Below are 22771 nucleotides of genomic sequence, written 5' to 3' on the forward strand. Positions count from 1 at the left end.
AGTTCCCGATGCTCTGGGCCCTGACGCCGTACGGGGATGCCGTCTTCAACCAGCGGCAGGTGCCACTGCTGCTGGCGGAACTCGACCGGCTTCCCGCCGAGTTGGGCGGTGACTGGGTCGGTCAGGCCCGCGAGCTGTGCCAGGTCGTGGAACGCGGGCTGCACCTCTATCTGTGGTTCATCGGCGACTGACTCAGGCCCAGTTGTCGGCGTACAGCCTCTGCCTGCTCTGGCAAGATTTTCGTAGCCGGCGATCACCGCGGGCACGTAGGACACGGACTTCCCGGTGCTGGGCATCCTCTCGTTATGTGTTGCTGAACTTCCCTGGCTTTTACCGCACTTGACCGGCGTGGCGGTTGTCTCCGTCGAAGTGACAGGGCCTGTCGTGACCGTCCGGTCTCGTACCAGTGCTGAAGCACCTGCTCGGTGTTCGGGCTGCGGCATCACCATCGACTGGGTGTATTGCCGTGACGTACGCCATCTCGCCGACAGGGCGATCGGTGGCTGTGCGTGCGCCGTTTGTACTGTGAGAACCCGGCCTGTGCGAAGGTCACGTTCGCCGAACAGGCCGACCGAGGACAGCGCCGAGGGCATGGCCGCCGCCCGAGCCGCAGGCATGCGCGTCATCGATGTCCGCCCGTTCACCGGCCCACCAGCGGCCGTCCCGTCATGAAGGTGAGATCGGCCTGCACGTTCAGTTTTGGGGGACCAGGATGAGCTTTCCCTTCGTGCGGCGGGCGAGCAGGTCCTCGTGTGCCTGGCGGGCCTGCCCGAGCGGGTACTCCCCTCCGACCAGCGGTCGCAGGCGCCGCCTGGCCGTGAGGTCGAGCAGTTCCTCCAGCGGCGCGCCCCCGGCCCCCTCCCGCAGGAGCAGTGGGGTGAGCCAGAAGCCCGCGACGGTGAGGCTGTCCACCGCAAGGCGGCTCGGGGCGATGGCGGAGGCCGGTTGCCGGGCAGAGGCGCCGTAGGTGACAAGCCGCCCCAGGTAGCCCAAGGTGTCCAGGGCGGCGTCGAGAACCGGGCCGCCGATGGCGTCCAGCACGATGTCGACCGGCCGCCGGCCGTTGGCGGCCAGGACCCGCTCCCGGTAACCCCGTGCCTCGCCGTCGATCGCCACGTCCGCGCCCAGCTCCAGGGCGAAGGCGCGCTTGTCCTCGGAGGACGCGGTGGCGATGACCCGCCCGGCCCCGAACTCCCGGGCCAGCTGCACCGCGAGGCTTCCGGTGCCGCCCGCGGCGGCATGCACCACCACGCTCTCGCCGGGTCTGATCCGGGCGACCGAACGCAGCAGGTGCCAGGCCGTCAGCCCTTGGATGAGGACCGCCAGCGCCTCGCCCGCGCTCACGCACTCCGGCACGGCGACCAGGTCTCGCTCGGCGACCACCGTCCGCTCGGCGTAACCGCCCTGCAGGACGTGGCCGAGGACCCGCCGCCCGTCCGCCGTCCGGCCTACGACCTCCATGCCCGGGATCCGCGGCAGCGGGCCCTTGGGGGCGTAGGGGCCGTCGGGCTGCTCGCCCGCGATCTGCTTGATGTCGCCGAAGTTGACGCCTGCCGCCTCCACCTCGACCACCGTCTCACCCGGCCCCGCCACCGGCTCGGGCACCGCGGCCTCCGTAAGGACCTCGGGCCCACCGAACCGCTCGAACTGCATGGCGCGCATGCGTCTCCTCCTCACTGCAAGGTTCTCTCCACGGCCCCCACGCCGATACCGGATCCGGACATCACCTTCGACGGCACCGGACTGCTCTGCGTCACGCTCCTGCTGCGCCTGCGTAAACGATCGACGGCGTCGCGCCGGGCACGGTCGTACACCTCACCGCCGATGACGCAGCTGTCCCACTCGACCTGTCGGCGCAGTGTCATATGGTCGGCCACGAGTACCCGGGCGAGACGGTCGGGGCCGACCGGCCCACCCTTGCCATCCTGCTTGCTGCCCACGCCCGGGACACCCTGTTCAATGCGCCGTGGCACCTCGCGGACCGACCCTTCCTCCTCCCGTCTGCCGTGCGACGGATCAGGCCGACGGCGGCGACCCTGTGGTCGGCCGATCGGGCGGCCGGCGGTCGAGCTCGGCCGCCCAGCGGTCGGACCAGCGGACCAGCCCGCGGAGTTCGTGATAGGCGTCCCGGCCCAGGGGGGTCAGCTGGTAGGCGCCGACGGCGTCGCGTTCGACGAGCAGGGCCTCCTGCAGGTCGGTGAGGCGCTGCTGCAGCACGCTGGATGACATACCGTCGCACCGCTGCTGCAGCGGCCGGAAACCGAGCGGTCCGTCGCGCAGTTCCCACATGATGCGCAGGATCCACCGCCGACCGAACAGGTCGAGCGCGGCCATGAGCGGACGGCCGGTGGTGGAACCACGGACCGGGCGGCGCGGGCGAGGCGTTGGCGTCATGGGGGATGCCGTTCTCTCGTGCCGGGTGCGGGGTGGTGCTTCGGAATCAGAAACACTACCCTCCTCACAGGGTGCTTCGAAATGCGAAGCACCCTGTGAGGAGGAATGCAACGCCATGGCCACCCGGATCCCACCACTGTCGGCCCCCTATCCCGGGGAGAGCGCGGCGGTACTGCGGCGCATGATGCCGAGCGGGGAGGAACCGATCGCCCTCTTCCGCACCTTCGCCCGCAACCTCCCCCTCGCCCAGGCACTGCACGGCTGGGGCTCCTACCAGCTCAGCCGCCGACTCAGCCTCGGTCTGCGGGACCGCGAGCTCGTCATCGACCGCACCTGCGCCCGGTGCGGCTGCGAGTACGAATGGGGCGTCCACGTCGCCCGCTTCGCCGACCGCGCCGGCCTGACCACCGAAGAGATCACCTCCCTGACCCACGGATCCAGCGCCGACCCCTGCTGGACCGGCGAACGCGACCGACTGCTGATCGACACAGCCGACGCCCTGCACGACGGCCACGACATCGACGACACGCTGTGGGCCCGGCTCAGCACTCACTTCAGCCCCGAACAGATCCTCGACCTGCTGATGCTGTGCGGCTGGTACCAAGCCATCAGCTTCACCGCCCGCGCCACCAGGCTCCCACCGGAGCCGGGGGCACCGCGGTTCGACATGTTCCGCGCGACCGACGCGCGGGACGGCGTCTGATGAGTGAGCGTGGCCTGCCCGTCGCCATCGTCCGCGCGTGCCTGCGCGAGGGCGCAGGCGGGAGCCCCACGGCGGTGATGGACGAAGCGCCGCTGAGTGACGACGAACGACGTCGCGTACCGGCCCTGCTGGGAACCTCACACGCCGTCTTCGTCTCGCCGCTCGATGGCCGGGGCGGCGATGTCGCGGTCTCCCTGCGCTTCTTCACCGCCGAGCGAGAACTGCCCGCGTGCGGCCACGGGACGATCGCCGCTGTGGCTTTCCTGGCCGACCGCGCCGACGGCCGGGAGTACCGGGTCACCCTCCATACTCCGCAGCGGGTCTTCCCCGGCTGGGCCATACGCGAGAAAGCGCACATCGAGGCTGCATTCAACTCGGGTCCCGTCGAACTGCGTGACCCCACCGATGCCGAGTGCGACCTCATCCTGCCCGCTCTCGGCATGGCCTCCGACACCGCTCTTGCGCAGAGCGTCCGCGTCGCCTCCGTGGGGCGGCCGCGCCTGCTCGTTCCCGTCGGTTCTCGGTCCGCTCTGGCCGCCCTCCATCCCGACCTCGAACTGCTCCGTGCCGCCTGTGACCGCCTCGGCATCCTAGGCTGCTACGTCTACTCCCCTCCGGCCCCCAGCGGCCGCCTTGCAGCCCGTATGTTCGCCCCGTCGATCGGCGTCGCGGAAGACATCGCCAACGCCAACAGCACTGCCTCCCTGGTCGCACACCTCGCCGGGCAGGGCATCACCGGCATCGCGGTCGACATGGGCGACTCCGTCGGCAGCCCCGCCACGATCATCGCTACTGCACAGCACAGCCCGTCCGGTGCCACGGTCCACCTGGGCGGCACTGCCGAGGTCACGAACGTCGTCCACCTTCCGCATCCCCAGTAGCCGTAGGCGCGCGGCGAGTTGCTGCGCCGGTCCGCCCCCGGGGACCCGAACAGGAGAGGGCGAACGCCCAATGAACACAAGCAGGTTGGTTCACCGCTGCGGCCCTGCTGGGCATCCGTATGCCCGTCATCCAGGCCCCCACCGGCTCGGCGGCCACTCCCGAACTGGCCCCCCGAACTCCCCCCCGGTCTTCCGTGCGTTCGGACTGGGCAGACTGGCGCTCACCTGCGCCGGTCTCCAAGAGTCGGCGCAGCAGATCCGCCGAGTCCACGAACTGACTGACGGACACTCCTTCGCCGTCAACCTGGTGCTGGACTTCCCCGTCGACGACGTGAGGGGCAGCCTGTCTGGACAGGAAGTGCCGATCGTCTCGACCTTCTGGGAAGACCCGGTCGGCCCCCTCCGCACGCCTGTACGCCACGGGCGTTCTCCACCTGCACAGGTCGGCTCCGTCGAAGACGCCGAGCGCGCGGCCGATCGCGGCGTGAACGTCACCGTGGCGCAAGGCTGGCAGGCGGGCGGCACCACGTCCGGGGCCAGACCTCCGCCCTCGCCCTGGCAGAGAGGTTGCGTGTACCGCCGGCCGAGGGCCTGGCCGAGCGGGTGCGTACGGCCCGTCAGAACGGCAACCGCTGGTCGATGCACCTGGCTCCGGTGTGCGGCGGTCCCATCGGACGACGCTGATCGCGTGTGAGAACCGCTACCAGGGCGTGTCGTCAGGCGCCCGTGCCACGTCCTTGGCCCGCGCGGCCAGTGCATGGCCGCTTCCAGGTGCACAACGCCTCCCGTGCCGTCCAGCCTGCCGGCCGCTTCGCGCCCACCGGGACGCGTTCCCGGCACAGCCACCCTGGCCCGCTGACGTCTCCGCCTGGCCGTGCCGGTCCGAGTACCCGGCGCGGCCGGGGTGCGCCTGCTCCTGTGCGGTCCACACACGCTGGTGATGATCCGGGGTTCGGCCACGGGGGCTGGTAAAGGTTCCTGGTGCTGTGTGCGGCGTTCAGCGGCACGAGGGCGTAGAGAGAGCGGATGCGCGGCAGGAGGGGGCTGCTCGTCGGGGCGCTGCGCAGCCTGCGCGATCAAACACAACGCCGGCGACGGTTCTCACGATGGTCACCGACGGGATGACCCCCGGTTGGGCGGCGCTATGCGTACCTGGGTGTCGGCAGGAGCGTTTTCGATGTCATCGAGTTGGCCGATGATCGTGGTCCGCAGGTCGTCGTAGTCGTCGAAGCAGTAGTCGTTGAACAGCGTGTAGCCCGTCCACATCAGGTTGGCGCACACGCGTGCCGGTACCCGGCCGGTCTGGGCTCCCATGCCGACCAGTGCCACCGACGTGATGCTGCCGGGTGCCTTGTTGTTCTGGTGGTGGATCGCCTGGAACGCGGCGGCGCACGCCAGGGCCACGTTGAGGGTCTCGCTCACGTTCTGCGACGACTGTTCCATCGTCGGCGTCGAGATCAGGAACTTCGGGTTGGTCGCCCCGGACGGAACGCACACCGCGCTTCCCACCGGGAGCCGTCCCCCGAACTGGTCGCGGATCGCCCGCTGTACGCGCAGTTGGATCCCCGCGCCCAGGTGCCGCTTGATGACGGCGTCGACCCCGCCGTTCATCAGGCCCCGCGAGTTGGTCGGGCTGACCCAGGCGTCGACGGTCTCATCGACGATCGACCCCTTGCGGATCTCGATCTCGGGAGTATCGGCGAACGCAGCCCGCCACGCGTGCACCACTTTGACGTTGATGTCGGTCAGGACCACCTTGAGCGGCGGCTGCACACGGTTCACGGTCATCTTCCACACTCCCGTCGGGAAAGGGGCTGTCCAGTGATCACGACGCTACAGGCACCCACTGACAACGCAGTTGGGAGATCGCGTTGTCGTACCCCGCTGCTAGCCTCCCGGCCGTGATCAATGACAACGCCTCGGCCCAGCCCGATCCGAACGACCCGCTTGCCCTCGACGAACTGTTCAAGGACGGCGGTGAACCGTGGTTCCCGCTGCTGAAGCCGGTCATCGAGGCACAGCCGAACGCCGCCTCGTTCATCGGCCCGGGCCGAGGCCCGGATGTGGTTCCCGTCCGGGAACTGACCTTCCAGGCGCTCAAGCCCAACCCGCCCCACAAGTGGAAGGTCGTCATCTTCGGGCAGAACCCGTACCCACGGCCGGAGAGCGCCACCGGCATCGCCATGTTCGACAACACCTTCCACGATTGGAAGGACAGCCAGTTCGGCAGGGTCGTCAGCATCCGCTGCATCATCAAGGCGGCGGCGATGTGGAAGTACGGCATCCCCAAGAAGACGCCGATCGCCGACATCCGCGCCCTGCTGAAGAAGCAGGACACCGTCCAGCCGCCGGAATGGTTCCAGGCGATGCTCACGCAGGGCGTACTGCTGCTGAACGCGGCCCTCACCGCCAGCAGCGACGGGCCGAGGGGGGCCGACCCGCACACGGGGTTCTGGCGTCCGGTCGCCGAGCGGATCGTCGAGGAGATACTCAAGGCCAAGCAGAACGCCGACGAGGAGGACCGCGGTGTCGTCTTCGCGTGGTGGGGGGCCCACGCCCGCAGTCTGAAGCAGGTCGTCCTCCGGCTCCAGAAGATGTACCCCGAGGTCGAGGTCCGGCACATCGACCACTGCAACCCCGCCGCGCAGGGCGACATCTTCTGCGACGGCGACCACTTCGCCATGGTGAACGACGCCCTCGCGTCGGTGGGCGCCGACCCGGTCGACTGGCTGCCGAGCCGAGGGTGGGACAGGACTGCGGCAGGGTCCGACGGGACGGACAGTGATGTCGCCCAGCGCATGGGCGCGTTCATCACGTCCACCATGGAGCTGCACCAGTTGTACCTGGAGCGACTTTCCAGCGTCAGGGACGAAGGCCTGGTCCTGGACGCGATCACCGGTGTGTTTGACACCCCGCTCATGGACTTCCGGGACGCTGTCAGCCCCGTCGGCAGGCTGCTGCGCGGTCTCGACCGGCATGTCCAGCGGTCGCACGAGTTCGGCAAGCTGCGGGCGGACGAAGGCACCGGGGGCCTGTCCGCCGACGCCGTCGCCGCCCTCTACCTCTACACCTGCGAGTCCGCGTTCTACCGGGAGATCAACGCTGTCCTGCGCAATCCGGACCGGTCGAAGGTCGTCCCGTACCTCCCCTATCTGCGGCTGCTGTTCTCGGCCGTGTCGGGGCTTCCGGTGCGCAGGGCGCCGTTGTGGCGCGGAGTACCGCTGGACCTGCGGGCGCAGTACCCGGTGGGGCGGACCGTGACCTGGTGGGGCGTGTCCTCGTGCACATCCGAGCTCGGCGTGGCACGGGGGTTCCTCGGCAGTCGCGGCAAGCGGACGCTCTTCGAAGTGCAACCCGCACGGGCCGTCGGCATTCGCAATTTCTCCGCGTTCACGGGCGAGGAGGAGTTCATCCTCCTGCCGGGCACGCAACTCGAGGTGGTGGATGTGAAGACCGAGCGTGGTGGTCTGTGCACCGTGAAGCTGACCGAGTCGGAAGAGCAGCCCCTCGTGTCCTGAGCGGGTGTGAACCCGCGGGGTGAATGTGCCGCCCAGTGGCCCGCTGGCGATGGAAAACGCGATCGCCGCGGGCAGTAACCGACAGGCCCCCAGGGCGAGACCGTCTGCCTCAAGTCCGCGAGGCGCATGGCCAGTTCAGTGGCTGCACGCGCTGCGGACGATATCGGTCAGCCCTCAGACGCCCTTGCGGCGGAACCAACCGCGCCGGGGTGCGGCCGGAGAGGCCGGTCCGGGGTACGGCGGCGCCGCGGAACCCGGATGCGCGTGCGGGGCCGGGACCGGCCCACTGTAGGGAGCCGGAGCCGGAGCCGGAGCCGGAGCCGGAGCCGGAGCCGGTCCGGGCTGAGGCTGGGGTGCCGTCACCAGGCCGGCGAATGGCGGCAGGGCCTTGAACTGCTCGTGCAGAGTGACAGTCGGGGTGAGCCGGTGCAGGGCGGCTCGTACCAGGGTGAGCGGATGGTCGGGGAACTGCGTATCCCACTGCTCCAGGTCGGCTACGTGGTAGGGCAACCCGCTCAACTGTCCGCCTCCGGCGTACGGGTGAGGCTGGAAGTAGTCGGCCAGCCCCACGCGATCCGCCACCACGGCCTCCCGCAGGCCAGTCATCCCGCGGTCCGCGGCCTGCACCTTCACCACGGTGCTGCAACGGTCCTTCGGTAGCGTCCAACTGCCGATGAAGGCCTGCCCCGGCCTGTTTCCCAGTGGCATCTTGATCAGCTGGCGGAGCGCCGTGACCCCGTCCACGGTTCCCGTCACCGCCTCGATGAGGCCGCCCCCGGCCCTTGCCACGCCCTGCGCGCGCTCGTACCGCAGCCGGTCCAGCTCGTGCAGCGGCGCGGGCAGGTCGGGTACGAGGGGAAAGAAGTGAACCGAAAGGATGATCCCCGCCGCGTCGGTCCACACGCCGGGCTCACGCTCCGTGAATCCGGTGAGGTCCAGGCCGGTGACCGGAGTCTGGGCTATCGAAGTCATGCCGATCATCATCCCGCCCGCCGAACCAGCCTACTGAGCGACCCCTACCGACGCACCGACCGGCGGAGTAACCCCGGCCAAGTACACCCTCTGTACGCCGTCGACGAGCGCCTGCCTGTCCAGGACCAGACGTCGGAGAAGGACTGCCCGTGACCCTTCGCGTCCGGTGGGAACGCCGAGCCGACATTCATGAAGCCTTCGTCGAACTCGCCTGCTGCCTGATCACACACCGGCAGCTCAGCTTGCTGTGTCGGCCGTTGTCATCCCACCAGGTAGACCAGAGGGGAGAGTTGACGAGTGAGGCGGCGTACTCGGGGTACGGGACGGTGCCGTCGTAGATCTTATCGGCGCCCGTCAGCACGTGTTCGAGAGCGACGTGGGTCGCGTGATCGGCATCCCGGGGCGGGCGGGCGACGGAGACGTGGATCATCGCGCAGTCAAAGGCGACGCCCCGCGCACCCAAGCGGTCCTCCCAACTGCGGAGCAGGGCGCACAGCAGGAGCAAGGGGGCTTCCGCCTGTCAGCCCTTGGGAGTCACGAAGCCGGTGTGATCACTGAGCCGCGGTTTCGAGGGTGAACCGGCCTGCCTGAAGACCGGCGGCGAGCTCTGTGGCGGTCTGCTCCACCGTCTGGTCGCTGTAGTCACCACATGGCGCTCCAGCTCACCGAGATCTTCGAACGCGCCGTACAGGCCGACGATGGCGTCGACGTCTTTCAGCTGCCGTCCCTCGCGCTCGGTGGCCCTCGCGAGGGCCAGGGCAACAAAGCCCGAACGAATCCAGTAGAGGCTGTCCGTGTGCAGGTAGACCTGATGCTGCAGCACTTGCGGCCTGAGGAGACAGCGACGACTCCCCATGGCTTCCTCTTCGCTCCGTGAGCGGAGTGACTCCGGTTGCATCGTTCTGCGAATTCATATTCAGAGTCCGAGGTCGAATAAGGATGTCCACGCTCGGCAGCGAAAACCAGCCGTAACCGCTATGTCATGCTGGTCGGCAACCGCCCATACCTCGTCGATCGCATCGACGGAGGGCTTCACCAGATCGGAGTCGTCCCCGCGCGGGGCGGGGATCGGAGGGGTGGCGATGCCCCAGCCCATCTCGTGGCAGTTACCGTCGAGCAAGTCGTCGAACCAATCAACCCGGTGTTCGCCGTGGAGACCATCCGTCAGGGCAAGCCTCCGAGATGACCTGACTCTCGCGCGTCGATTTCTCCATGGGGAAGCACCCCGGCGCTCAGCTTGCTGCCTCGTCTGTGAGGACCCTTTCGAAGAGGCACAGGTCCGGCACGGCGAGCTCCGCGGAGACGTCGGCGTCGCCGGAGAGCACACGGCAGGTGACCACGTGGCCGATGGTCGGCCCTGCCGGGGAGCGCGGTCCGGGTGAACGGACTGCTCAAGCCCGGCCGTGCGCCTCCTGGGAGCGGCGCGACAGTGCGTCGATGACCGCGGCGGCGAACAGTACCCCGCCGGTGATCACGAACTGGAGGGCGACCGGGATGTCCATGATCGCCATGCCCGAGGCGATCGACTGGATGATCAGCGCGCCGAGCACCGCGGACCAGGTCGTGCCGCGTCCCCCGAACAGGCTGGTGCCGCCGATGACCGCCGCCGCGATGGCGTTCAGCAGCAGGACACCCGAGCCGGAGGACTGGCTGACCGAGGTGATCCGTGAGGCGAGGAACAGGCCGCCGATCGCGGCCATTGTGCCGGAGACCGCGAGCACCACGGTCTGCACCCGCACTACGCCGATACTGGCGCGGCGGGCCGCCTCGACACCGCCGCCGAGTGCGTAGACCTGTCGTCCGAGGTACGTGCTGCGCAGGAGCACGTCCAGTCCGGCCACCACGACGAGGAAGATCAGGAGGGCCAGTGGCAGTCCGTGGAACTGGTTGAGCACGTACGCGGCGGCGAACGCGATCACCGTGAGCGCTCCCGTGCGCACCCCGAGCTCGGAGAGCGAACGGTGCGGCAGGCCCAGGGCCCGCCGCCGGCTCCTGTTCCGGTAGGAGATGACGAAGGGCAGGCCCGCGCCGAGCGCCGCCACACCGTAGGCGACGGCGGTGTTGCTGAAGTAGTAGCTGGTCAGCTTGGCGACGAGGCCGTTTGAGTCGAGGTCGATGGTGCCACTGGTGCCGAGGACGTAGAGCATGACGCCGTTCCAGGTCAGCAGCCCCGCGAGCGTGACGACGAACGCGGGCACGCGGGTCCTGGCGAAGGAAAAGCCCTGGATGGTGCCGGCCGCTGTGCCCACGAGCACCGCGAGGATGACGGCGAGCCATTCGGGGACGCCGTTGTTGACGCTCAGCACGGCGAAGACGGCCGCCGCGAGACCGCTGATCGAACCGACCGACAGGTCGAGCTCGCCGATCAGCAGTACGAAGACGATGCCGACCGCGATCAGACCCGTACCCACGATGTCCACACTGAGGTTGGACAGGTTCCGGGGTGAGAGGAAGTTCGGGTTGAGGCACTGGAAGATGACCCATACCGCGAGCAGGACGAGGATGACGGGGAACGAGCCCAGTTCGCCGGCGATGAACTTGTGCCGGGACGCGGCGGCCCAGCCCTCCACCACTCGGACGATTTTCCGCCCGGGCCCCGGTCGGCGGGGTCCGGCGGCGGGGGCGGCCTGCCTGTTGTCTGTGTTCTTGCGGTCCTGTGTCACCAGTCCACCTCCCGGTGGGCCATCCGGTGGGGAACGTTCTCCGTGGCCCCGGTGATGGAGGAGATGATCTCTTCGTGGGACGCGGTGCTCACGTTGAAGAAGCCGTTGTTGCGGCCCAGCCGCAGCACCGCGGCCCGGTCTGCGAGGGCTTTGACATCGGCCATGTTGTGGCTGATGAGGAGAACTCCCATGCCGCGGTCACGCAGCTGGTCGACGAGTTCCAGGACTTCGGCGGTCTGTTCGATGCCCAGGGATGCCGTCGGTTCATCCAGGAGGAGTACCCGGGGATCGCCGAGGAGGGAGCGGGCGATGGCGACCGTCTGCCGCTGGCCGCTGGACAGGGCCACGACGGGGGAGCGCAGATCGGGCAGGCCCGTCGCCAGGCGCTTCAGGAGGTCACGGGTACGGTGTTCCATCTCCACTTCGTCGAGGAAGCCGAGCCTGCGGATCTCCTGCCCGAGGAACAGGTTGCCGACGACGTCGAGGTTGCCGCACAGGGCGAGGTCCTGGTAGACGGTGGCGATGCCGAGATCCCGGGCGTCCTGGGGACGCCTGATGTTGACCGTCCGTCCCTCCCATTCGATGATGCCCGAGTCCGCGGGGGCCACGCCCGAGATCACCTTGACGAGGGTGGACTTGCCGGCCCCGTTGTCCCCCAGAAGCGCCACGACCTCGCCCGCGCGAATCTTCAGTTCGATGTCGGTGAGGACCTGAACGACGCCGAAGCGCTTGCACACGCCGTGCAGCGCCAGCAGTGGTGGAGCCGGCACGGAAACCATCTCCTTCCCCGGGCCCGGCTGTGGTGGACCGGTCTATCCGGTCAGTCCGGCCCGGTGGCAGGCCGTTCTGAGCCGGGGCACGCAGATCTGCTGGACCGTGTACACGCCGCCCTTCACGAGCGTGTCCTTGATGGTGCCGGCGGTCACTGACACGGGGGTGAGCAGGACGGCCGGAACCACATTGCCGCCACGGGTGCGCACCGTGCCGGTGGCGATGCGGTGGAGGTTCTCGCCGCGAGCCGCGGCCACGGCCATGGCGGCGCCCGCGGAGGCCTCGGCGCTGGTGGGCTTCCAGACGGTCATGTACTGCTCGCCGCCGACGATGCGGTGCACGGCTCCGAGGTCGGCGTCCTGGCCGGTGACGGGCGGCAGCGGGGAGACCTTGTTCGCCCTGAGGGCGGAGATGATGCCGGAGGCGAGGGCGTCGTTGGCGGAGTAGACGCCGTTGATGTTCCGGGCGCCGAGGTCGGCGATGGCGCCGGACATGTTCATGTTGGCGATGTCCGAACGCCACATGGGCGTGTCGTACGTCTTGCCGATCTTGACCTTGCCCTTGAGTACCGACAGGGCGCCTGCTTCGAACAGAAGGGTGTTGGGGTCGGTGGGATCGCCGTTGATCATGACGATTTGATCACCGGCTGCCCGGTGGGCCATGGCCTGCAGCAGCGCCCTCGCCTGGAGCCTGCCGACCTCCCGGCCGTCGAAGGACACATAGCCCGAGATCGGACCCTCGTCGAGGCGGTCGTAGGAGATGACGGGGACGCCCGCGTCGTGCGCCTTCCTGACCGCGGCGCTGAGCGCGCTGGCGTCGACGGCCACGAGTACCAGTGCGTCGACCCCTTTGGTGATCATGGAGTCCACCTGTCGCTGCTGGGCGGCCACGTCGCCGTTGGCATTGGCGTGCTCGACCGTGCAGTCGCGGCACAACTGCTTGATCTTCTCCTCCAGCAGAGGCCTGTCCTTGGACTCCCAGCGGGATGTGATGGCATCCGGTAGCAGCAGGCCGATCCTCGGGCCGCTTCCGGCGTGGACGCCGGTCCCGCCCTCTTGCCCACAGGCAGCAAGAGCCGTCAACACGGCGACCACGGCGATAGCAACGTCCCGTATGAAGGCCTTCATGTGAGAGACCTCCCTGAGCCGTGCCCCCTGAGGTGGGGCCCGAGCAGGGTCCGCAGGCTGGGGCGGCCGTGGACCGACTCGTGCCGTGGGGATGGCCGGCCCGGGTGGGCGGACCTGGCGAGGAGCGGCGTGCGCGTCTTTTGTGCCCCTTCGGCCGCCCGCTCAGGGGCGCGGATGGCGTGCGTACGCGGCGCCGTACAGGCACCAGACCGGTCGCCCCGCCCGTGGGCACCGGCGCCTCCGCCAGTCGTACGGCGATACCCGGCCTCCTCACCCGGTCACGCCACAAGACGGCCACGTCGTCAGTCTGGCATCGGCCGCAGTGACCTGCGAGCGCAGTGGATCCGTGAGGGGACGAGGCGCCGAATCCGAGCCGTGGCAACGGCGCGGCGGGCGGTGGTGCGCACCGGATGCGCGATCCCCCCCGGTCGGGTGCGCACCACCGCACCGGGTGCGCATCCACCCGGTGCGGTGGTGCGGCAACCGGTGCAGAGTCACCTCGGTGTCCACCACCGCACGGGTCCGCTGCACCTGATCATCGTGCAGCGCCTGCGGAGCCTGGGCGACGTCCTTCGGTGCGTCGGCGAGGACCTGGCCGACGAAGTGGGCGATGGCGCGGGTGGTCCCCGGTGTGGCAGCCGCGGGGGCGTGCGTGGCCCAGTCCCTGATCGCCATCAGGTAGATGACGCCGTCCTCGTCCAGGGCGGCCGACCCGGTCCAGGACGAAGGGCTCGGCGCAGGGTCCGGTGTCGTCGGACAGCGCGGCCCCAAGCGGCGGACACCGCAACGGGTCGAGTACCGATTCGGATCCTGCCGGCAGACCGGCCGGGCGCAGTGACGAAGCCCCTGCAGCGGCCAGGCCGTCCTCGCGGCTCGGGGAGCTGCGGTCATGTGCCGCGGGCTCGCGCGCTGACCAGCGTGAACGGCGTTACAGCGGTCGCGTCGGGCGGCTGCTCGCACCGTGATTCCCTGCCGGCCCCGCTCGATGCGGTTCCCCTCGGGAGGGTCGGCCGTGGCCCAGGGGGAACCCGGATCGCAGCGGTGGCCCAGACGATTTCTCCGCTGACGGGAGGCGGCAATGTGGGGCCCGGACGGTCCGCAGGAAGCGGTTGTCAGGGCCCTCGACGCCCTCGGTACGGGTGCTTACCTGACGGACGAGCAGGGCTTCATCGTTGCCGTCAACGCGCGTGGCGAGGAACTCCTGGGCCGCTCCGTGTCGGATCTGGTCGGCCAGGACGCCCACGATCTACTGCACCGCACCAGCTGTGGGGAGCCGATGCCGAGGGCCGAGTGCCGGATGCGGGAAAGCGCCCTCGGTGGGCGCACGGAGCAGGGTGAGGACGAGTGGTTCGAGCGTGGCGACGGCACGCTATTGCCGGTGGCATGGCTGGCCACCCCCTGCGACATCGGTATCCGTCCGTCGGCCACGCTCTTCCTCTTTCACTCCGCCGGCCGCTCCGGGCGTCCCGCCCAGCGGCAACCGGCCGGCGGACGGCTCTCCGAACTCGAACGGCTCGCTCTGCTCGCCGAGACCACCACCCTGCTCACCTCGACCCTGGACATCCACGAGGCGCTGCGCCGCCTGATCAACCTCGTGGTGCCCCGCATCGCCGACTGGGCCGTCATCGACCTGATCAGCGAGCGGGACGAAGTGTCGCGCTTCGCCGTCGCCCACGCGCAAGGCGGAACCGTGGTGTTCCGGGAGGACCTCCAGGGGCCCATGCCGCCCGTGCCGCAGGAGTCCCCGATGCCCCTGTCCCGCGCCCTGCGCGGCGTCACGTCCTCCTTCGCCGGCCCCGAGACCTACCAGGGACCGCCCGACTCCGGCATCGCGGTGGAGCAGCGGCGCCTGTTCGAGGCGACCGGCATGCACTCGGCGATCGTGGTCCCCCTCCGCAGCCTGCACGACGTACTGGGCGCCCTCACCCTCGGCCGCGCCGACCAGCCCGATCGGTTCACCGCGACCGACGCCGCCCTGCTGGAGGACATCGCCCGACGCGCCGGCCTCGGCCTGGAGAACGCCCGCCTCTACCAGCGCCAGCGCAAGGTCGCCGAAACCATGCAGCGCCATCTGCTGCCGAAGCTCCCGCGGACGCCCGGCCGCAGCATGACCGCGCGCTACCTGCCCGCGCCGGACGCCTCAGAAGTCGGCGGCGACTGGTACGACGCGTTCACCCTGCCGGACAGCGCCACCGCCCTCGTCATCGGCGACGTCGTCGGCCACGACCTGGACGCCGCGGCCGGCATGGCCCAGCTGCGCAACATGCTCCGCGCGTACGCCGTGTCCCAGCAGAAGCCACCGAGCAAGATCGTGGAATGGCTCGACCGGGCGACCCTGGACATCGCCGAGGTCTCCATGGCCACGCTGGTCTTTGCCCGGATGAGTGAGAACGACGCCGGCCAGTGCGAGCTGTCCTGGACCAACGCGGGCCATCCACCGCCGCTGCTGGTCACCCACGAGGGCATGGCCCGCTATCTGACCGACGGCCACGGGGTCCTGCTGGGCGTCACACCCGGCCAGGTTCGCCCCGACGCGACAGCGGAACTGCCACCCGGGGCTACCCTGCTCCTCTACACCGACGGCCTGATCGAGTCCCCGAGCCGCACCCTGGACGAGGGCCTGGACCGTCTGTGCCGCCACGCCGCGTCCCTGGCCCACCGCCCTCTGGAATCCTTCACCGACGAGCTGTTGGCGCGGGCGCGCCCACCGGACAACGACGACGACGTGGCCATGCTGGCCGTACGACACGGGCCGCCGGCCTCGTCTCTTTGAAGCTCCCGGAGCAGTGAGACCGCACCGGCAAGTTCGGCGTCAGCCTGTCAACCATCCCTCTCCATCAACTGCAGGTCGGGGGCCTCCTGGCCTCTCTACCGGAGCTCCCGTCCGAGATCTGGGGGCAAGTGGCGTTTGAAATCCGGCGGCGCGCGCCCGGCTCTCCGGTGGAGGGGGACTCAGGAGACGACGGCGTCATCCACCGTCTCACGTATCTCCAGGACGTCGTCGGCTCCGGTGATCTCGAAGAGCCGCTGTAGTTGCCGGGGCGGCGCGACCACGCGCAGGGTGACCGCTTGGTGGGTAAGGATCAGCAGATTGAGAAACGACGAGTCCGCGAAGACAACCCCTGAGGTGTCCAGGACCACCTTCGGATGCTTCCTGGCGGCGGCGCCCAGTGCGTCCGCCAGAGGCGGGATCGAGTCCATGTCGTAGGAGCCGTGCGCGGCGACGACCCAGGCACCGCGCCATTCGTACTGAATCACCGTATCCTCCGGGGCCTCCTCGCCGGCCAGGTCCGACCACTGCTTCCCGCCGGCGTTGCTCATGAGTCTTGGCATGACAGCTTCATCCCAGGACACCCTCAGGCTCCTTCCGTGGCTCTTCATCACGGGAGTCAGCGAATACGTGAAAAGTATGTCATGTATCTGGGTTCTGGCAACGGTATCCCGTAAACTGCTGGGCATGGTTGGAGTGCCCGAACCTCACACCGGATGGACGTTCATCACCAACCACGCGCGCGTGCTGGCAGCCATCGCCGACAACCCGAACGTCCGGATCCGCGACATTGCCGCCCGCTGCCGGCTCACGGAGCGCGCCGTCCAGCGGATCATCTCCGATCTCGAGCAGGACGGTTACCTCTCCCACACGCGTGATGGGCGCACGAACACCTACCGCATCGAGCCGGACAAGGTGCTGCGACATCCGGCGGAAGCCGGCCTCTCCGTGGCCTCTCTGCTTTCCCTGCTCGTGCAGGATGAGACCGAGCGCGTCAGTAACCCAGTTACCCAATAGTGGCGTTCGGCGAGCGTCCACGGCGAGAAGCAGGGAACGGGAGGCCCGATGGGGCTGGCTGCCCTCAGGAGACCTGTCGCCTTTCACCCGGACCGGTCGACGAGCACGGAGCGGCTGACCCGATTGCGTTGAGCCGGGGCTTCATCGTCTTCGTTCTCGCCCGTTTCGAGCCCGGCCATGTGATGCGGCGATTCGATGACGTGCAACTGCGTGCCAGAGCGGGAACTTCATCTGGATGGTGGTGGCGGTCCGGTCGTGGCGGTGCTGTGAGCCGGTCCCCGACCCGGCTGTGCCACCGCCATCCCCGGGGGAGTGCTTGCCGACAGGGCTTGCCCGGCCTTCTCCCTGTCGTGCCGTGGGGCCCGGAGGTCTGAACGGCCTCCTTCGCGCTCGGCTGGATCGGCGAGCGGGCAGGCCCGGTGCCATGCGGCGGGTCGCATCCGCCCGTCACTGCTTCCGGCCGGAGTCTGCCGCAGGCGATCAGGTCCTCGATCGGACTGCTCCTGTGAAATAGTCGCCGCCCCGCTCTCGTTGCTAGGAGCATGACGACGAATGCGCCGCGGCCCGAGGTGCTGCGATACACAGCCTTCTCCAGCGTCCCCGATGGCGGAAACCCCGCCGGTGTTGTTCTGGACGCCGCAGCCCTGGACGACAGGGACATGCTGGCGATCGCCGCGGACCTTGGATACTCGGAATCCGCGTTCCTGACAGCGCCTCCGGAGGGCCTCGGCGGCCAGGAGGGACGGGCGTACAGCATCCGCTACTTCAGCCCGAAGGCCGAGGTGCCGTTCTGCGGGCACGCCACCGTGGCGACGGCCGTCGCGCTCGCCGAGCGGATAGGCGCCGGGGAACTGCTCTTCGCGACGCGCGCCGGCATCGTGCCGGTGGAGGTGGCCGAGGAGGGCGGGGCGGTCAGGGCCACGCTCACCAGTGTCCAGCCGCACATCGAGGAGGTGGCCGACGCCGACCTCACGGAGGCACTCGCCGCGCTCGGCTGGCCGGCCGTCGATCTCGACCCGGCCTTCCCGCCCCGTGTGGCGTTCGCCGGTGCCCGCCATCTCGTTCTCGCGGCGGCGACGCGCGAGCGCCTCGCCGATCTCGCGTACGACTTCCCGCGCCTCGAAGCCCTGATGCACCGCCTGGACCTGACGACGCTCCAGCTGGTGTGGCGGGAGTCGGCCACCGTCTTCCACGTCCGTGACCCGTTCCCCGTCGGCGGCGTCGTCGAGGACCCGGCGACGGGCGCTGCGGCCGCCGCGTTCGGAGCGTACGCCCGTGAACTCGGCCTGGTACCCGAGGACGTCGTCCTGACCCTGCATCAGGGCGAAGACCTGGGCCGCCCTGGCGAGCTCACGGTGACGCTGCGCGCGGGTGACCCGCGCGTCCGGGTCAGCGGCGCAGGAACTCGCATCAACTGAGAGCCCACACAGGTGCCTTGCGCTCAGCTGGTGCCGACCCATAGCCGAGCGAAAGCGTGCAGGTCGCCTTCTCCGGGTGCGGACGAGGCGACCTGCGTGTGTGACGGGCTATGTGAACCGATAGGGGAGGCCATGGTGGTGGGAACAGGCGGCCTGCGAGTGCCCTGAGCAGTCCACGGAGGTGTCCGCACACTTCGCCGTCTCGTATGTCTTCCCCTGAAGGCTGGCCTGGACTGTCGGCGCGGCCCTGACCTGCTGTCGACGTACGAGTACATAGGCAAAGGTGGCTGCAAGGCGAACGTACTGAGCCGTCTGTAGGAGCCCGAGGTCACGGCAGCGGCGCCCCATCGTCGTCCGGGACCTTCTCCGGCCCCGTCCGGACTGTCAGAATCTCCACATGCGCGTTCGGGGGGATGAGCAACCGCGCCTGCGGCGATTCGCAGCCAGGCCGGTCGGGGGGATCGCGGCGGCGGCCGCGACGCTGTTGATCGCGCTGTCGGACCGCTACGGCTTCCACCGCGACGAGCTGTACTTCCTGCTCGCCGGCCGGCACCCGGCCTGGGGCTACCCGGACCAGCCACCCCTCACCCCGCTGCTGGCCAGGCTCGGCGCGGAGCTCTTCGGCTCCACCCCGACGGGCGTGCGGATCCTGCCCGCCCTGCTCACCGCGATCACGATCACGCTCACCGCGCTGATCGCCCGAGAGCTGGGCGCCGAACACGACGGACAGGTACTCGCCGCAGCAGCCGCGGCCTGCTCGGGCTATACGCTGGGAATCGGCCACCTGCTCTCCACCGCGACCTTCGACCTGACGGTCTGGCTGGCGATCATTCTGCTGACGCTCCGACTGCTGCGCACGGGCCAATTCCGCTGGTGGCCCGTACTGGGAGCACTGGTCGGGATCGCACTGCTGAACAAGTTGCTGGTGCTGGCGCTGTTGCCGGCCCTCGCGTTGGGCGCGCTGACGGCCGGACCGCGGGGCTTCTTCGTACCGCGTCCACGCGCGCTGCTGGGTCCGCTGACCGCGGTCCTCGCCGCGCTGCCCTTCGCGATCCCCACGCTGTGGTGGCAGGCCGCGCGTGGTTGGCCTGAGCTGACGGTGGCTCACGGAATCAGCGCCGATGTCGGAGTCGGAGGGCGCCTGCTCGCCCTGCCGATGCAGCTGCTCCAGTTCTCCCCGGTGCTGGCACCCCTGTGGCTGACCGGGTTGAGCCGGCTGTCGCGCCGGCCGGAGCTGCGCTGGGCCCGACCGGTCGTGGTGGCCTGGGTGGTTCTGTGCCTGCTGGTGCTGGCCGGCGGCGGCAAGGGGTACTACCCCATTCCGCTGCTGTACGCGATCAGCGCCGCCGGCTGCGAGCCGTACGCCCACTGGATCCATGAGCATCGCGCCAAGCTGGCAGGCGGACTGCTCGCGGCCCTGCTCACCGGCGCCCTGGCAGCCCTGCCGGTGCTGCCCGCGTCGGCGCTGACCGTGCCGATGGCCGTTGACCCCGACCTCGGCGAGGAGGTCGGCTGGCCACAGCTCGCACGCGCCACCGCCACCGGCTGGGCAGCGATCCCCGCCGACCAGCGGGCCACCGCCGTGCTGCTGACCGCGAACTACGGCGAGGCCGGCGCCATCGCGCGGTACGGGCCCGCTCTCGGCCTGCCGGCACCGTACTCCGGCCACATGGGCCTGCACGCCTGGGGCCCGCCACCGGCCGGCGCCACCGGTCCGGTGCTGCTCGTCCACCCAGCGGGCTATGCCGAGCTGGAGCAGCACTTCACCGCCTGCCACACGGTGGCGCGAGTCGACAACGGACTCGGCACGGCGAACCAGGAGCAGCACGCGGCCGTGGTGCTCTGCGCAGGGCCGGACCGGCCATGGCCCGTGCTCTGGCCGCTGCTGCGCCGTTACTGAGCAGCCACGAACGACCTCGCCCCCGTGGACGACAGCGCCATTCCCCTCGTCACACCGGCCGCGCCGCGGCTTCCGGACCCGGAGCCGGGGGAGTGGGAGACCCGACGTCGGCCAGTCCGAGGGCGGCGACTGCTCTGCGATCAGGCACCCTCCGAGGAATGGCAGTTCGCGACCACCACGGTGCACGCGGCAGGGGAGGACATGCGCAACCTCACCGCCGAGATCCCCCCGCTCATCGCGAGCGTCGCGGCGTAGCCGAACGAGCCCCAACGCCGGGCGCAACCAGCGGCCACGCTGCCGGGGGAGTTCCTGGCGGCCGCTGCTTGCGACTGGTTGGTCAGACGAGCGTCGGTGCGGGAGCGGGCAGGTAGGGAGTGATGTTGCGCCAGGCGCGCTCGATGTATTCCTCCTTCTCGCCGACCGGGGCGACATAGTGCAGCGCAGCTTCTGCGGCGTCGTTGCCCGCGAAGCGGGCGAGGATCCAGGCGGCGAGGTAGTGCGAGGCGAGGCAGCCGCCGGCGGTGGCGATGTTGTCCTTGGCGTAGAAGGGCTGGTTGAGCACCTCGACGCCGGCGGCGATGACCCAGGGCTTGGTGGTCAGGTCGGTACAGGCCGGGATGTCGTCGAGCAGGCCGAGCCTGGCCAGCACGAGTGCGCCGGAGCACTGCGCCGCGATGAGCTGGCGCGAGGGATCCAGGCCACGCAGGATGTTCATGATCGCCTGGTCTTCGACGACCTCGCGGGTGGCGATGCCACTGCCGACGATGACGGCGTCAGCGGCGCACGCCTCCTCAAGAGTGGACATCTGCTCGATGACCACCCCGTTCATCGACGTCACCTTGGGGCTGGGAGTGGCGATGGTGACACGCCAGTCGTCGGTCTTGATGCGGTTGAGCACCCCGAGTGCGATCAGGGAGTCGAGCTCGTTGTAGCCCTCGAAGGTGAGGATGGCGATGTGCACGGTGGCTGCCCTTCCGGATGAGTGGGTCTCGACGGTAAGGACCCGCGAACAGGACAGTCAAAGAATTGTCATGGATACAATCCGGGGCATGGCAGCCCCGCGATACAAGAAGCTGGTTGACGCGCTCGCATCCGACATCCGGTCCGGGCGGATCGCCGCAGGTGCGCGGCTGCCGACACACCGCGGACTCGCCGCCCGCGAGGGCATCGCCGTGGTGACCGCGACGCGGGTCTATGCCGAGCTGGAAGCGATGGGCCTGGTCAGCCGGGAACAGGGCCGCGGCACCTTCGTGCGTGACATCGCGGTTCCCGCCGGTCACGGCATCGATCAGCAATGCGTCGCTACGGATGCGATCGACCTCAACTTCAACTATCCGTCGCTGCCTGGTCAAGCCGATCTCCTGCGACAGGCTTTGCGAGAGGTGGCCACCTCCGGTGAACTCGACTCGTTGTTGCGCTACCAACCACATCGAGGGCGCCCCCAGGACAGAGCCTCGATCGCACGGCACCTGAGGCGTCGAGGGATCACTCCTGACGCGGATCAGGTTCTCATCGTCAACGGTGCACAGCACGGCCTGGCCGTCACCGTCATGGCCGCGCTCAACGCCGGCGACGTCGTCGCGGTCGACGCACTCACCTACCCCGGTTTCAAGGTGCTCGCACATGCCTTGCATCTCGACCTGGAGCCCCTACCCACAACCACCGACGGGCCGGATCTCGATGCCTTCGAGAAGCTGTGCGCGACCCGCCCCGTGCGCGCGATCTACACCATGCCAACCTTGCACAACCCTCTGGGGTGGGTCATGCCGGCGGCTGATCGCGCCCGCCTGATCGAGATCGCTCGGCGGCACGGTCAGCTCATCATCGAAGACGCCGCGTACGCCTACCTGGTCGAGGACCCTCCACCGCCCCTGGCTGCGAGTGCACCGGACATCACCGTCTACGTCTCGGGACTGTCCAAGAGCGTCGCCACCGGCCTCCGGGTCGGCTTCGTCGTCGCCCCGCCCTCTATGGTGCCGTCGCTCGAACGCGCGATTCGGGCGACCACCTGGAACACCCCGGCCCTCACCACCGCGATCGCCTGCCGCTGGCTCGAGGACGGCACGGTGGACCACCTGGAAGCGCAGAAACGAGACGACGCCAAGGCCCGTCAAGCACTCGCCAGACAAGAACTGGCAGGCCTGCCACTCATCAGCCACCCCTCGTCCTACTTCACATGGCTGCCGCTGCCCGAGGACGCACGCGCCGACCGGCTGACTGCCACCCTCGCGCGTCAGCACATCTCGGTCAGCACGGCCGAGCCGTTCGCCACCTCGGCGCACACACCACAGGCGATCCGCCTCGCTCTCGGTTCGACCGATCTGGACACTCTCCAGTCGACGCTGCGCACCGTACGACGAGTGGCTGTCGAGGACGCTTACGCCTGAACTCCCCCCACCAGCCGATTCCTGCCCGCACCGCCGTCTGCGTTCGAAACTCCGTCGGCGCTGACGGCCCTGGGGTCCCGGTCGCCCTGCGACCCGAGAGACTGATGAGGGAAACACCGCAGCTCTGTTCCCCGAAACAGACGGCCAATGCACCAATTTCGAACGATCCACGCCGCAGGCCGTGCAGTAGTGGCGCCCGTGGCTGGGCCGCGCGCCCAGCCACGGCCGTGGTACTCATCGGCGCGGCGAC

General features: G+C 69.3%; 20 protein-coding genes and 2 pseudogenes. 10 read left to right on the plus strand and 12 right to left on the minus strand.

Translation table 11 applies throughout. The features are described 5' to 3' along the window. Positions 1–8 precede the first annotated feature (8 nt). A complete protein-coding gene (locus tag ABB07_RS41270; RefSeq protein WP_244189675.1) occupies positions 9–191 on the plus strand; it encodes a hypothetical protein in 183 nt (60 codons plus the stop codon). Between the two features lie 502 nt (positions 192–693). On the opposite strand, the gene ABB07_RS38345 is transcribed toward ABB07_RS41270, so the two are convergent. The 3 genes from ABB07_RS38345 to ABB07_RS38355 all read right to left on the minus strand — a co-directional run bounded on the left by ABB07_RS38345 (position 694) and on the right by ABB07_RS38355 (position 2394). After that, positions 694–1662, minus strand: coding sequence for a quinone oxidoreductase family protein (locus ABB07_RS38345; RefSeq protein WP_208903033.1), 969 nt, complete (start codon positions 1660–1662; stop codon positions 694–696). 11 nt (positions 1663–1673) lie between these two features. Then, positions 1674–1940 carry a hypothetical protein gene (locus ABB07_RS38350; protein ID WP_208903034.1) on the minus strand — a complete coding sequence of 89 codons (267 nt, stop codon included), beginning with the start codon at positions 1938–1940 and terminating at the stop codon, positions 1674–1676. Positions 1941–2016: 76 nt separating this feature from the next. Further along, complete coding sequence (locus ABB07_RS38355; protein WP_244189676.1) at positions 2017–2394, minus strand: winged helix-turn-helix transcriptional regulator; 378 nt, start codon at positions 2392–2394, stop codon at positions 2017–2019. A gap of 115 nt (positions 2395–2509) precedes the next feature. On the opposite strand from ABB07_RS38355, the gene ABB07_RS38360 reads away from it, so the two are divergent. Continuing rightward, the gene (locus ABB07_RS38360; protein ID WP_208903035.1) at positions 2510–3097 is read left to right on the plus strand and encodes a carboxymuconolactone decarboxylase family protein; all 588 of its coding nucleotides are present in this window, start codon (positions 2510–2512) and stop codon (positions 3095–3097) included. Continuing rightward, positions 3097–3978 (plus strand): PhzF family phenazine biosynthesis protein, encoded by an 882-nt coding sequence (locus ABB07_RS38365; RefSeq protein WP_208903036.1) that lies wholly within the window; start codon positions 3097–3099, stop codon positions 3976–3978. Before ABB07_RS38360 ends, ABB07_RS38365 begins: the two co-directional genes overlap by 1 nt. Before the next feature lie 1110 nt (positions 3979–5088). On the opposite strand, the gene ABB07_RS38370 is transcribed toward ABB07_RS38365, so the two are convergent. Continuing rightward, positions 5089–5766 carry a macro domain-containing protein gene (locus ABB07_RS38370; RefSeq protein ID WP_208903037.1) on the minus strand — a complete coding sequence of 226 codons (678 nt, stop codon included), beginning with the start codon at positions 5764–5766 and terminating at the stop codon, positions 5089–5091. 113 nt (positions 5767–5879) lie between these two features. Between ABB07_RS38370 and ABB07_RS38375 the strand changes: the two genes are divergently transcribed. Continuing rightward, entirely contained in the window at positions 5880–7496 is a 1617-nt protein-coding gene (locus ABB07_RS38375; RefSeq protein ID WP_208903038.1) for an ADP-ribosyltransferase domain-containing protein, read from the plus strand. 174 nt (positions 7497–7670) lie between these two features. Here ABB07_RS38375 and ABB07_RS38380 read toward each other — a convergent pair whose 3' ends face one another. Then, positions 7671–8468: a hypothetical protein gene (locus ABB07_RS38380; RefSeq protein WP_244189677.1), complete on the minus strand. Its 798-nt coding sequence runs from the start codon at positions 8466–8468 to the stop codon at positions 7671–7673. 155 nt (positions 8469–8623) lie between these two features. Between ABB07_RS38380 and ABB07_RS41275 the strand changes: the two are divergent. Continuing rightward, positions 8624–8716 (plus strand): annotated as a pseudogene (locus ABB07_RS41275) (IS5/IS1182 family transposase); the annotation flags it as partial. A gap of 26 nt (positions 8717–8742) precedes the next feature. Here the strand turns inward: ABB07_RS41275 and ABB07_RS41620 are convergent. The 5 genes and pseudogenes from ABB07_RS41620 to ABB07_RS38405 all read right to left on the minus strand — a co-directional run. Next, a pseudogene (locus ABB07_RS41620) lies at positions 8743–8973 on the minus strand (DUF4253 domain-containing protein); the annotation flags it as partial. Positions 8974–8988: 15 nt separating this feature from the next. Then, the gene (locus ABB07_RS38390; RefSeq protein WP_208903040.1) at positions 8989–9291 is read right to left on the minus strand and encodes a hypothetical protein; all 303 of its coding nucleotides are present in this window, start codon (positions 9289–9291) and stop codon (positions 8989–8991) included. A gap of 568 nt (positions 9292–9859) precedes the next feature. Next, complete coding sequence (locus ABB07_RS38395; RefSeq protein WP_425264792.1) at positions 9860–11041, minus strand: sugar ABC transporter permease; 1182 nt, start codon at positions 11039–11041, stop codon at positions 9860–9862. 86 nt (positions 11042–11127) lie between these two features. After that, positions 11128–11910, minus strand: coding sequence for an ATP-binding cassette domain-containing protein (locus tag ABB07_RS38400; protein ID WP_208903042.1), 783 nt, complete (start codon positions 11908–11910; stop codon positions 11128–11130). A gap of 33 nt (positions 11911–11943) precedes the next feature. Beyond that, complete coding sequence (locus tag ABB07_RS38405) at positions 11944–13029, minus strand: sugar ABC transporter substrate-binding protein (RefSeq protein ID WP_208903043.1); 1086 nt, start codon at positions 13027–13029, stop codon at positions 11944–11946. Between the two features lie 1078 nt (positions 13030–14107). Between ABB07_RS38405 and ABB07_RS38410 the strand changes: the two genes are divergently transcribed. Next, entirely contained in the window at positions 14108–15802 is a 1695-nt protein-coding gene (locus tag ABB07_RS38410) for a SpoIIE family protein phosphatase (protein ID WP_208903044.1), read from the plus strand. A 179-nt stretch (positions 15803–15981) separates the two neighbouring features. Here the strand turns inward: ABB07_RS38410 and ABB07_RS38415 are convergent, their stop codons facing one another. Continuing rightward, the gene (locus ABB07_RS38415; protein WP_208903045.1) at positions 15982–16362 is read right to left on the minus strand and encodes an STAS domain-containing protein; all 381 of its coding nucleotides are present in this window, start codon (positions 16360–16362) and stop codon (positions 15982–15984) included. Positions 16363–16486: 124 nt separating this feature from the next. Here ABB07_RS38415 and ABB07_RS38420 point away from each other — a divergent pair, with 124 nt between their 5' ends. The 3 genes from ABB07_RS38420 to ABB07_RS38430 all read left to right on the plus strand — a co-directional run bounded on the left by ABB07_RS38420 (position 16487) and on the right by ABB07_RS38430 (position 20134). Next, positions 16487–16816: a helix-turn-helix transcriptional regulator gene (locus ABB07_RS38420; RefSeq protein ID WP_208903046.1), complete on the plus strand. Its 330-nt coding sequence runs from the start codon at positions 16487–16489 to the stop codon at positions 16814–16816. A 542-nt stretch (positions 16817–17358) separates the two neighbouring features. Next, positions 17359–18234, plus strand: a complete 876-nt coding sequence (locus tag ABB07_RS38425; protein WP_208903047.1) for a PhzF family phenazine biosynthesis protein — start codon at positions 17359–17361, stop codon at positions 18232–18234. A gap of 397 nt (positions 18235–18631) precedes the next feature. Continuing rightward, the gene (locus ABB07_RS38430; RefSeq protein ID WP_244189678.1) at positions 18632–20134 is read left to right on the plus strand and encodes an ArnT family glycosyltransferase; all 1503 of its coding nucleotides are present in this window, start codon (positions 18632–18634) and stop codon (positions 20132–20134) included. A 337-nt stretch (positions 20135–20471) separates the two neighbouring features. On the opposite strand, the gene ABB07_RS38435 is transcribed toward ABB07_RS38430, so the two are convergent. Next, entirely contained in the window at positions 20472–21095 is a 624-nt protein-coding gene (locus tag ABB07_RS38435) for a DJ-1/PfpI family protein (RefSeq protein ID WP_208903048.1), read from the minus strand. Between the two features lie 88 nt (positions 21096–21183). On the opposite strand from ABB07_RS38435, the gene ABB07_RS38440 reads away from it, so the two are divergent. Then, the gene (locus ABB07_RS38440) at positions 21184–22521 is read left to right on the plus strand and encodes an aminotransferase-like domain-containing protein (protein WP_208903049.1); all 1338 of its coding nucleotides are present in this window, start codon (positions 21184–21186) and stop codon (positions 22519–22521) included. Positions 22522–22771 lie beyond the last annotated feature (250 nt).

The organism is Streptomyces incarnatus, from assembly GCF_001027185.1.
In the GTDB taxonomy this organism is placed as follows: Bacteria; Actinomycetota; Actinomycetes; order Streptomycetales; family Streptomycetaceae; genus Streptomyces; species Streptomyces puniciscabiei.

What these genes read in the sequence shown, in the direction of transcription:
- ABB07_RS38355 (WP_244189676.1), bottom strand. Translation starts at nt 2,394, where the DNA reads ATGACGCCAACGCCTCGCCCGCGCCGCCCGGTCCGTGGTTCCACCACC.
- ABB07_RS41270 (WP_244189675.1), top strand. Translation starts at nt 9, where the DNA reads ATGCTCTGGGCCCTGACGCCGTACGGGGATGCCGTCTTCAACCAGCGG.
- ABB07_RS38400 (WP_208903042.1), bottom strand. Translation starts at nt 11,910, where the DNA reads ATGGTTTCCGTGCCGGCTCCACCACTGCTGGCGCTGCACGGCGTGTGC.
- ABB07_RS38405 (WP_208903043.1), bottom strand. Translation starts at nt 13,029, where the DNA reads ATGAAGGCCTTCATACGGGACGTTGCTATCGCCGTGGTCGCCGTGTTG.
- ABB07_RS38415 (WP_208903045.1), bottom strand. Translation starts at nt 16,362, where the DNA reads ATGCCAAGACTCATGAGCAACGCCGGCGGGAAGCAGTGGTCGGACCTG.
- ABB07_RS38370 (WP_208903037.1), bottom strand. Translation starts at nt 5,766, where the DNA reads ATGACCGTGAACCGTGTGCAGCCGCCGCTCAAGGTGGTCCTGACCGAC.
- ABB07_RS38420 (WP_208903046.1), top strand. Translation starts at nt 16,487, where the DNA reads ATGGTTGGAGTGCCCGAACCTCACACCGGATGGACGTTCATCACCAAC.
- ABB07_RS38425 (WP_208903047.1), top strand. Translation starts at nt 17,359, where the DNA reads ATGACGACGAATGCGCCGCGGCCCGAGGTGCTGCGATACACAGCCTTC.
- ABB07_RS38410 (WP_208903044.1), top strand. Translation starts at nt 14,108, where the DNA reads ATGTGGGGCCCGGACGGTCCGCAGGAAGCGGTTGTCAGGGCCCTCGAC.
- ABB07_RS38365 (WP_208903036.1), top strand. Translation starts at nt 3,097, where the DNA reads ATGAGTGAGCGTGGCCTGCCCGTCGCCATCGTCCGCGCGTGCCTGCGC.
- ABB07_RS38380 (WP_244189677.1), bottom strand. Translation starts at nt 8,468, where the DNA reads ATGACTTCGATAGCCCAGACTCCGGTCACCGGCCTGGACCTCACCGGA.
- ABB07_RS38430 (WP_244189678.1), top strand. Translation starts at nt 18,632, where the DNA reads ATGCGCGTTCGGGGGGATGAGCAACCGCGCCTGCGGCGATTCGCAGCC.
- ABB07_RS38345 (WP_208903033.1), bottom strand. Translation starts at nt 1,662, where the DNA reads ATGCGCGCCATGCAGTTCGAGCGGTTCGGTGGGCCCGAGGTCCTTACG.
- ABB07_RS38360 (WP_208903035.1), top strand. Translation starts at nt 2,510, where the DNA reads ATGGCCACCCGGATCCCACCACTGTCGGCCCCCTATCCCGGGGAGAGC.
- ABB07_RS38440 (WP_208903049.1), top strand. Translation starts at nt 21,184, where the DNA reads ATGGCAGCCCCGCGATACAAGAAGCTGGTTGACGCGCTCGCATCCGAC.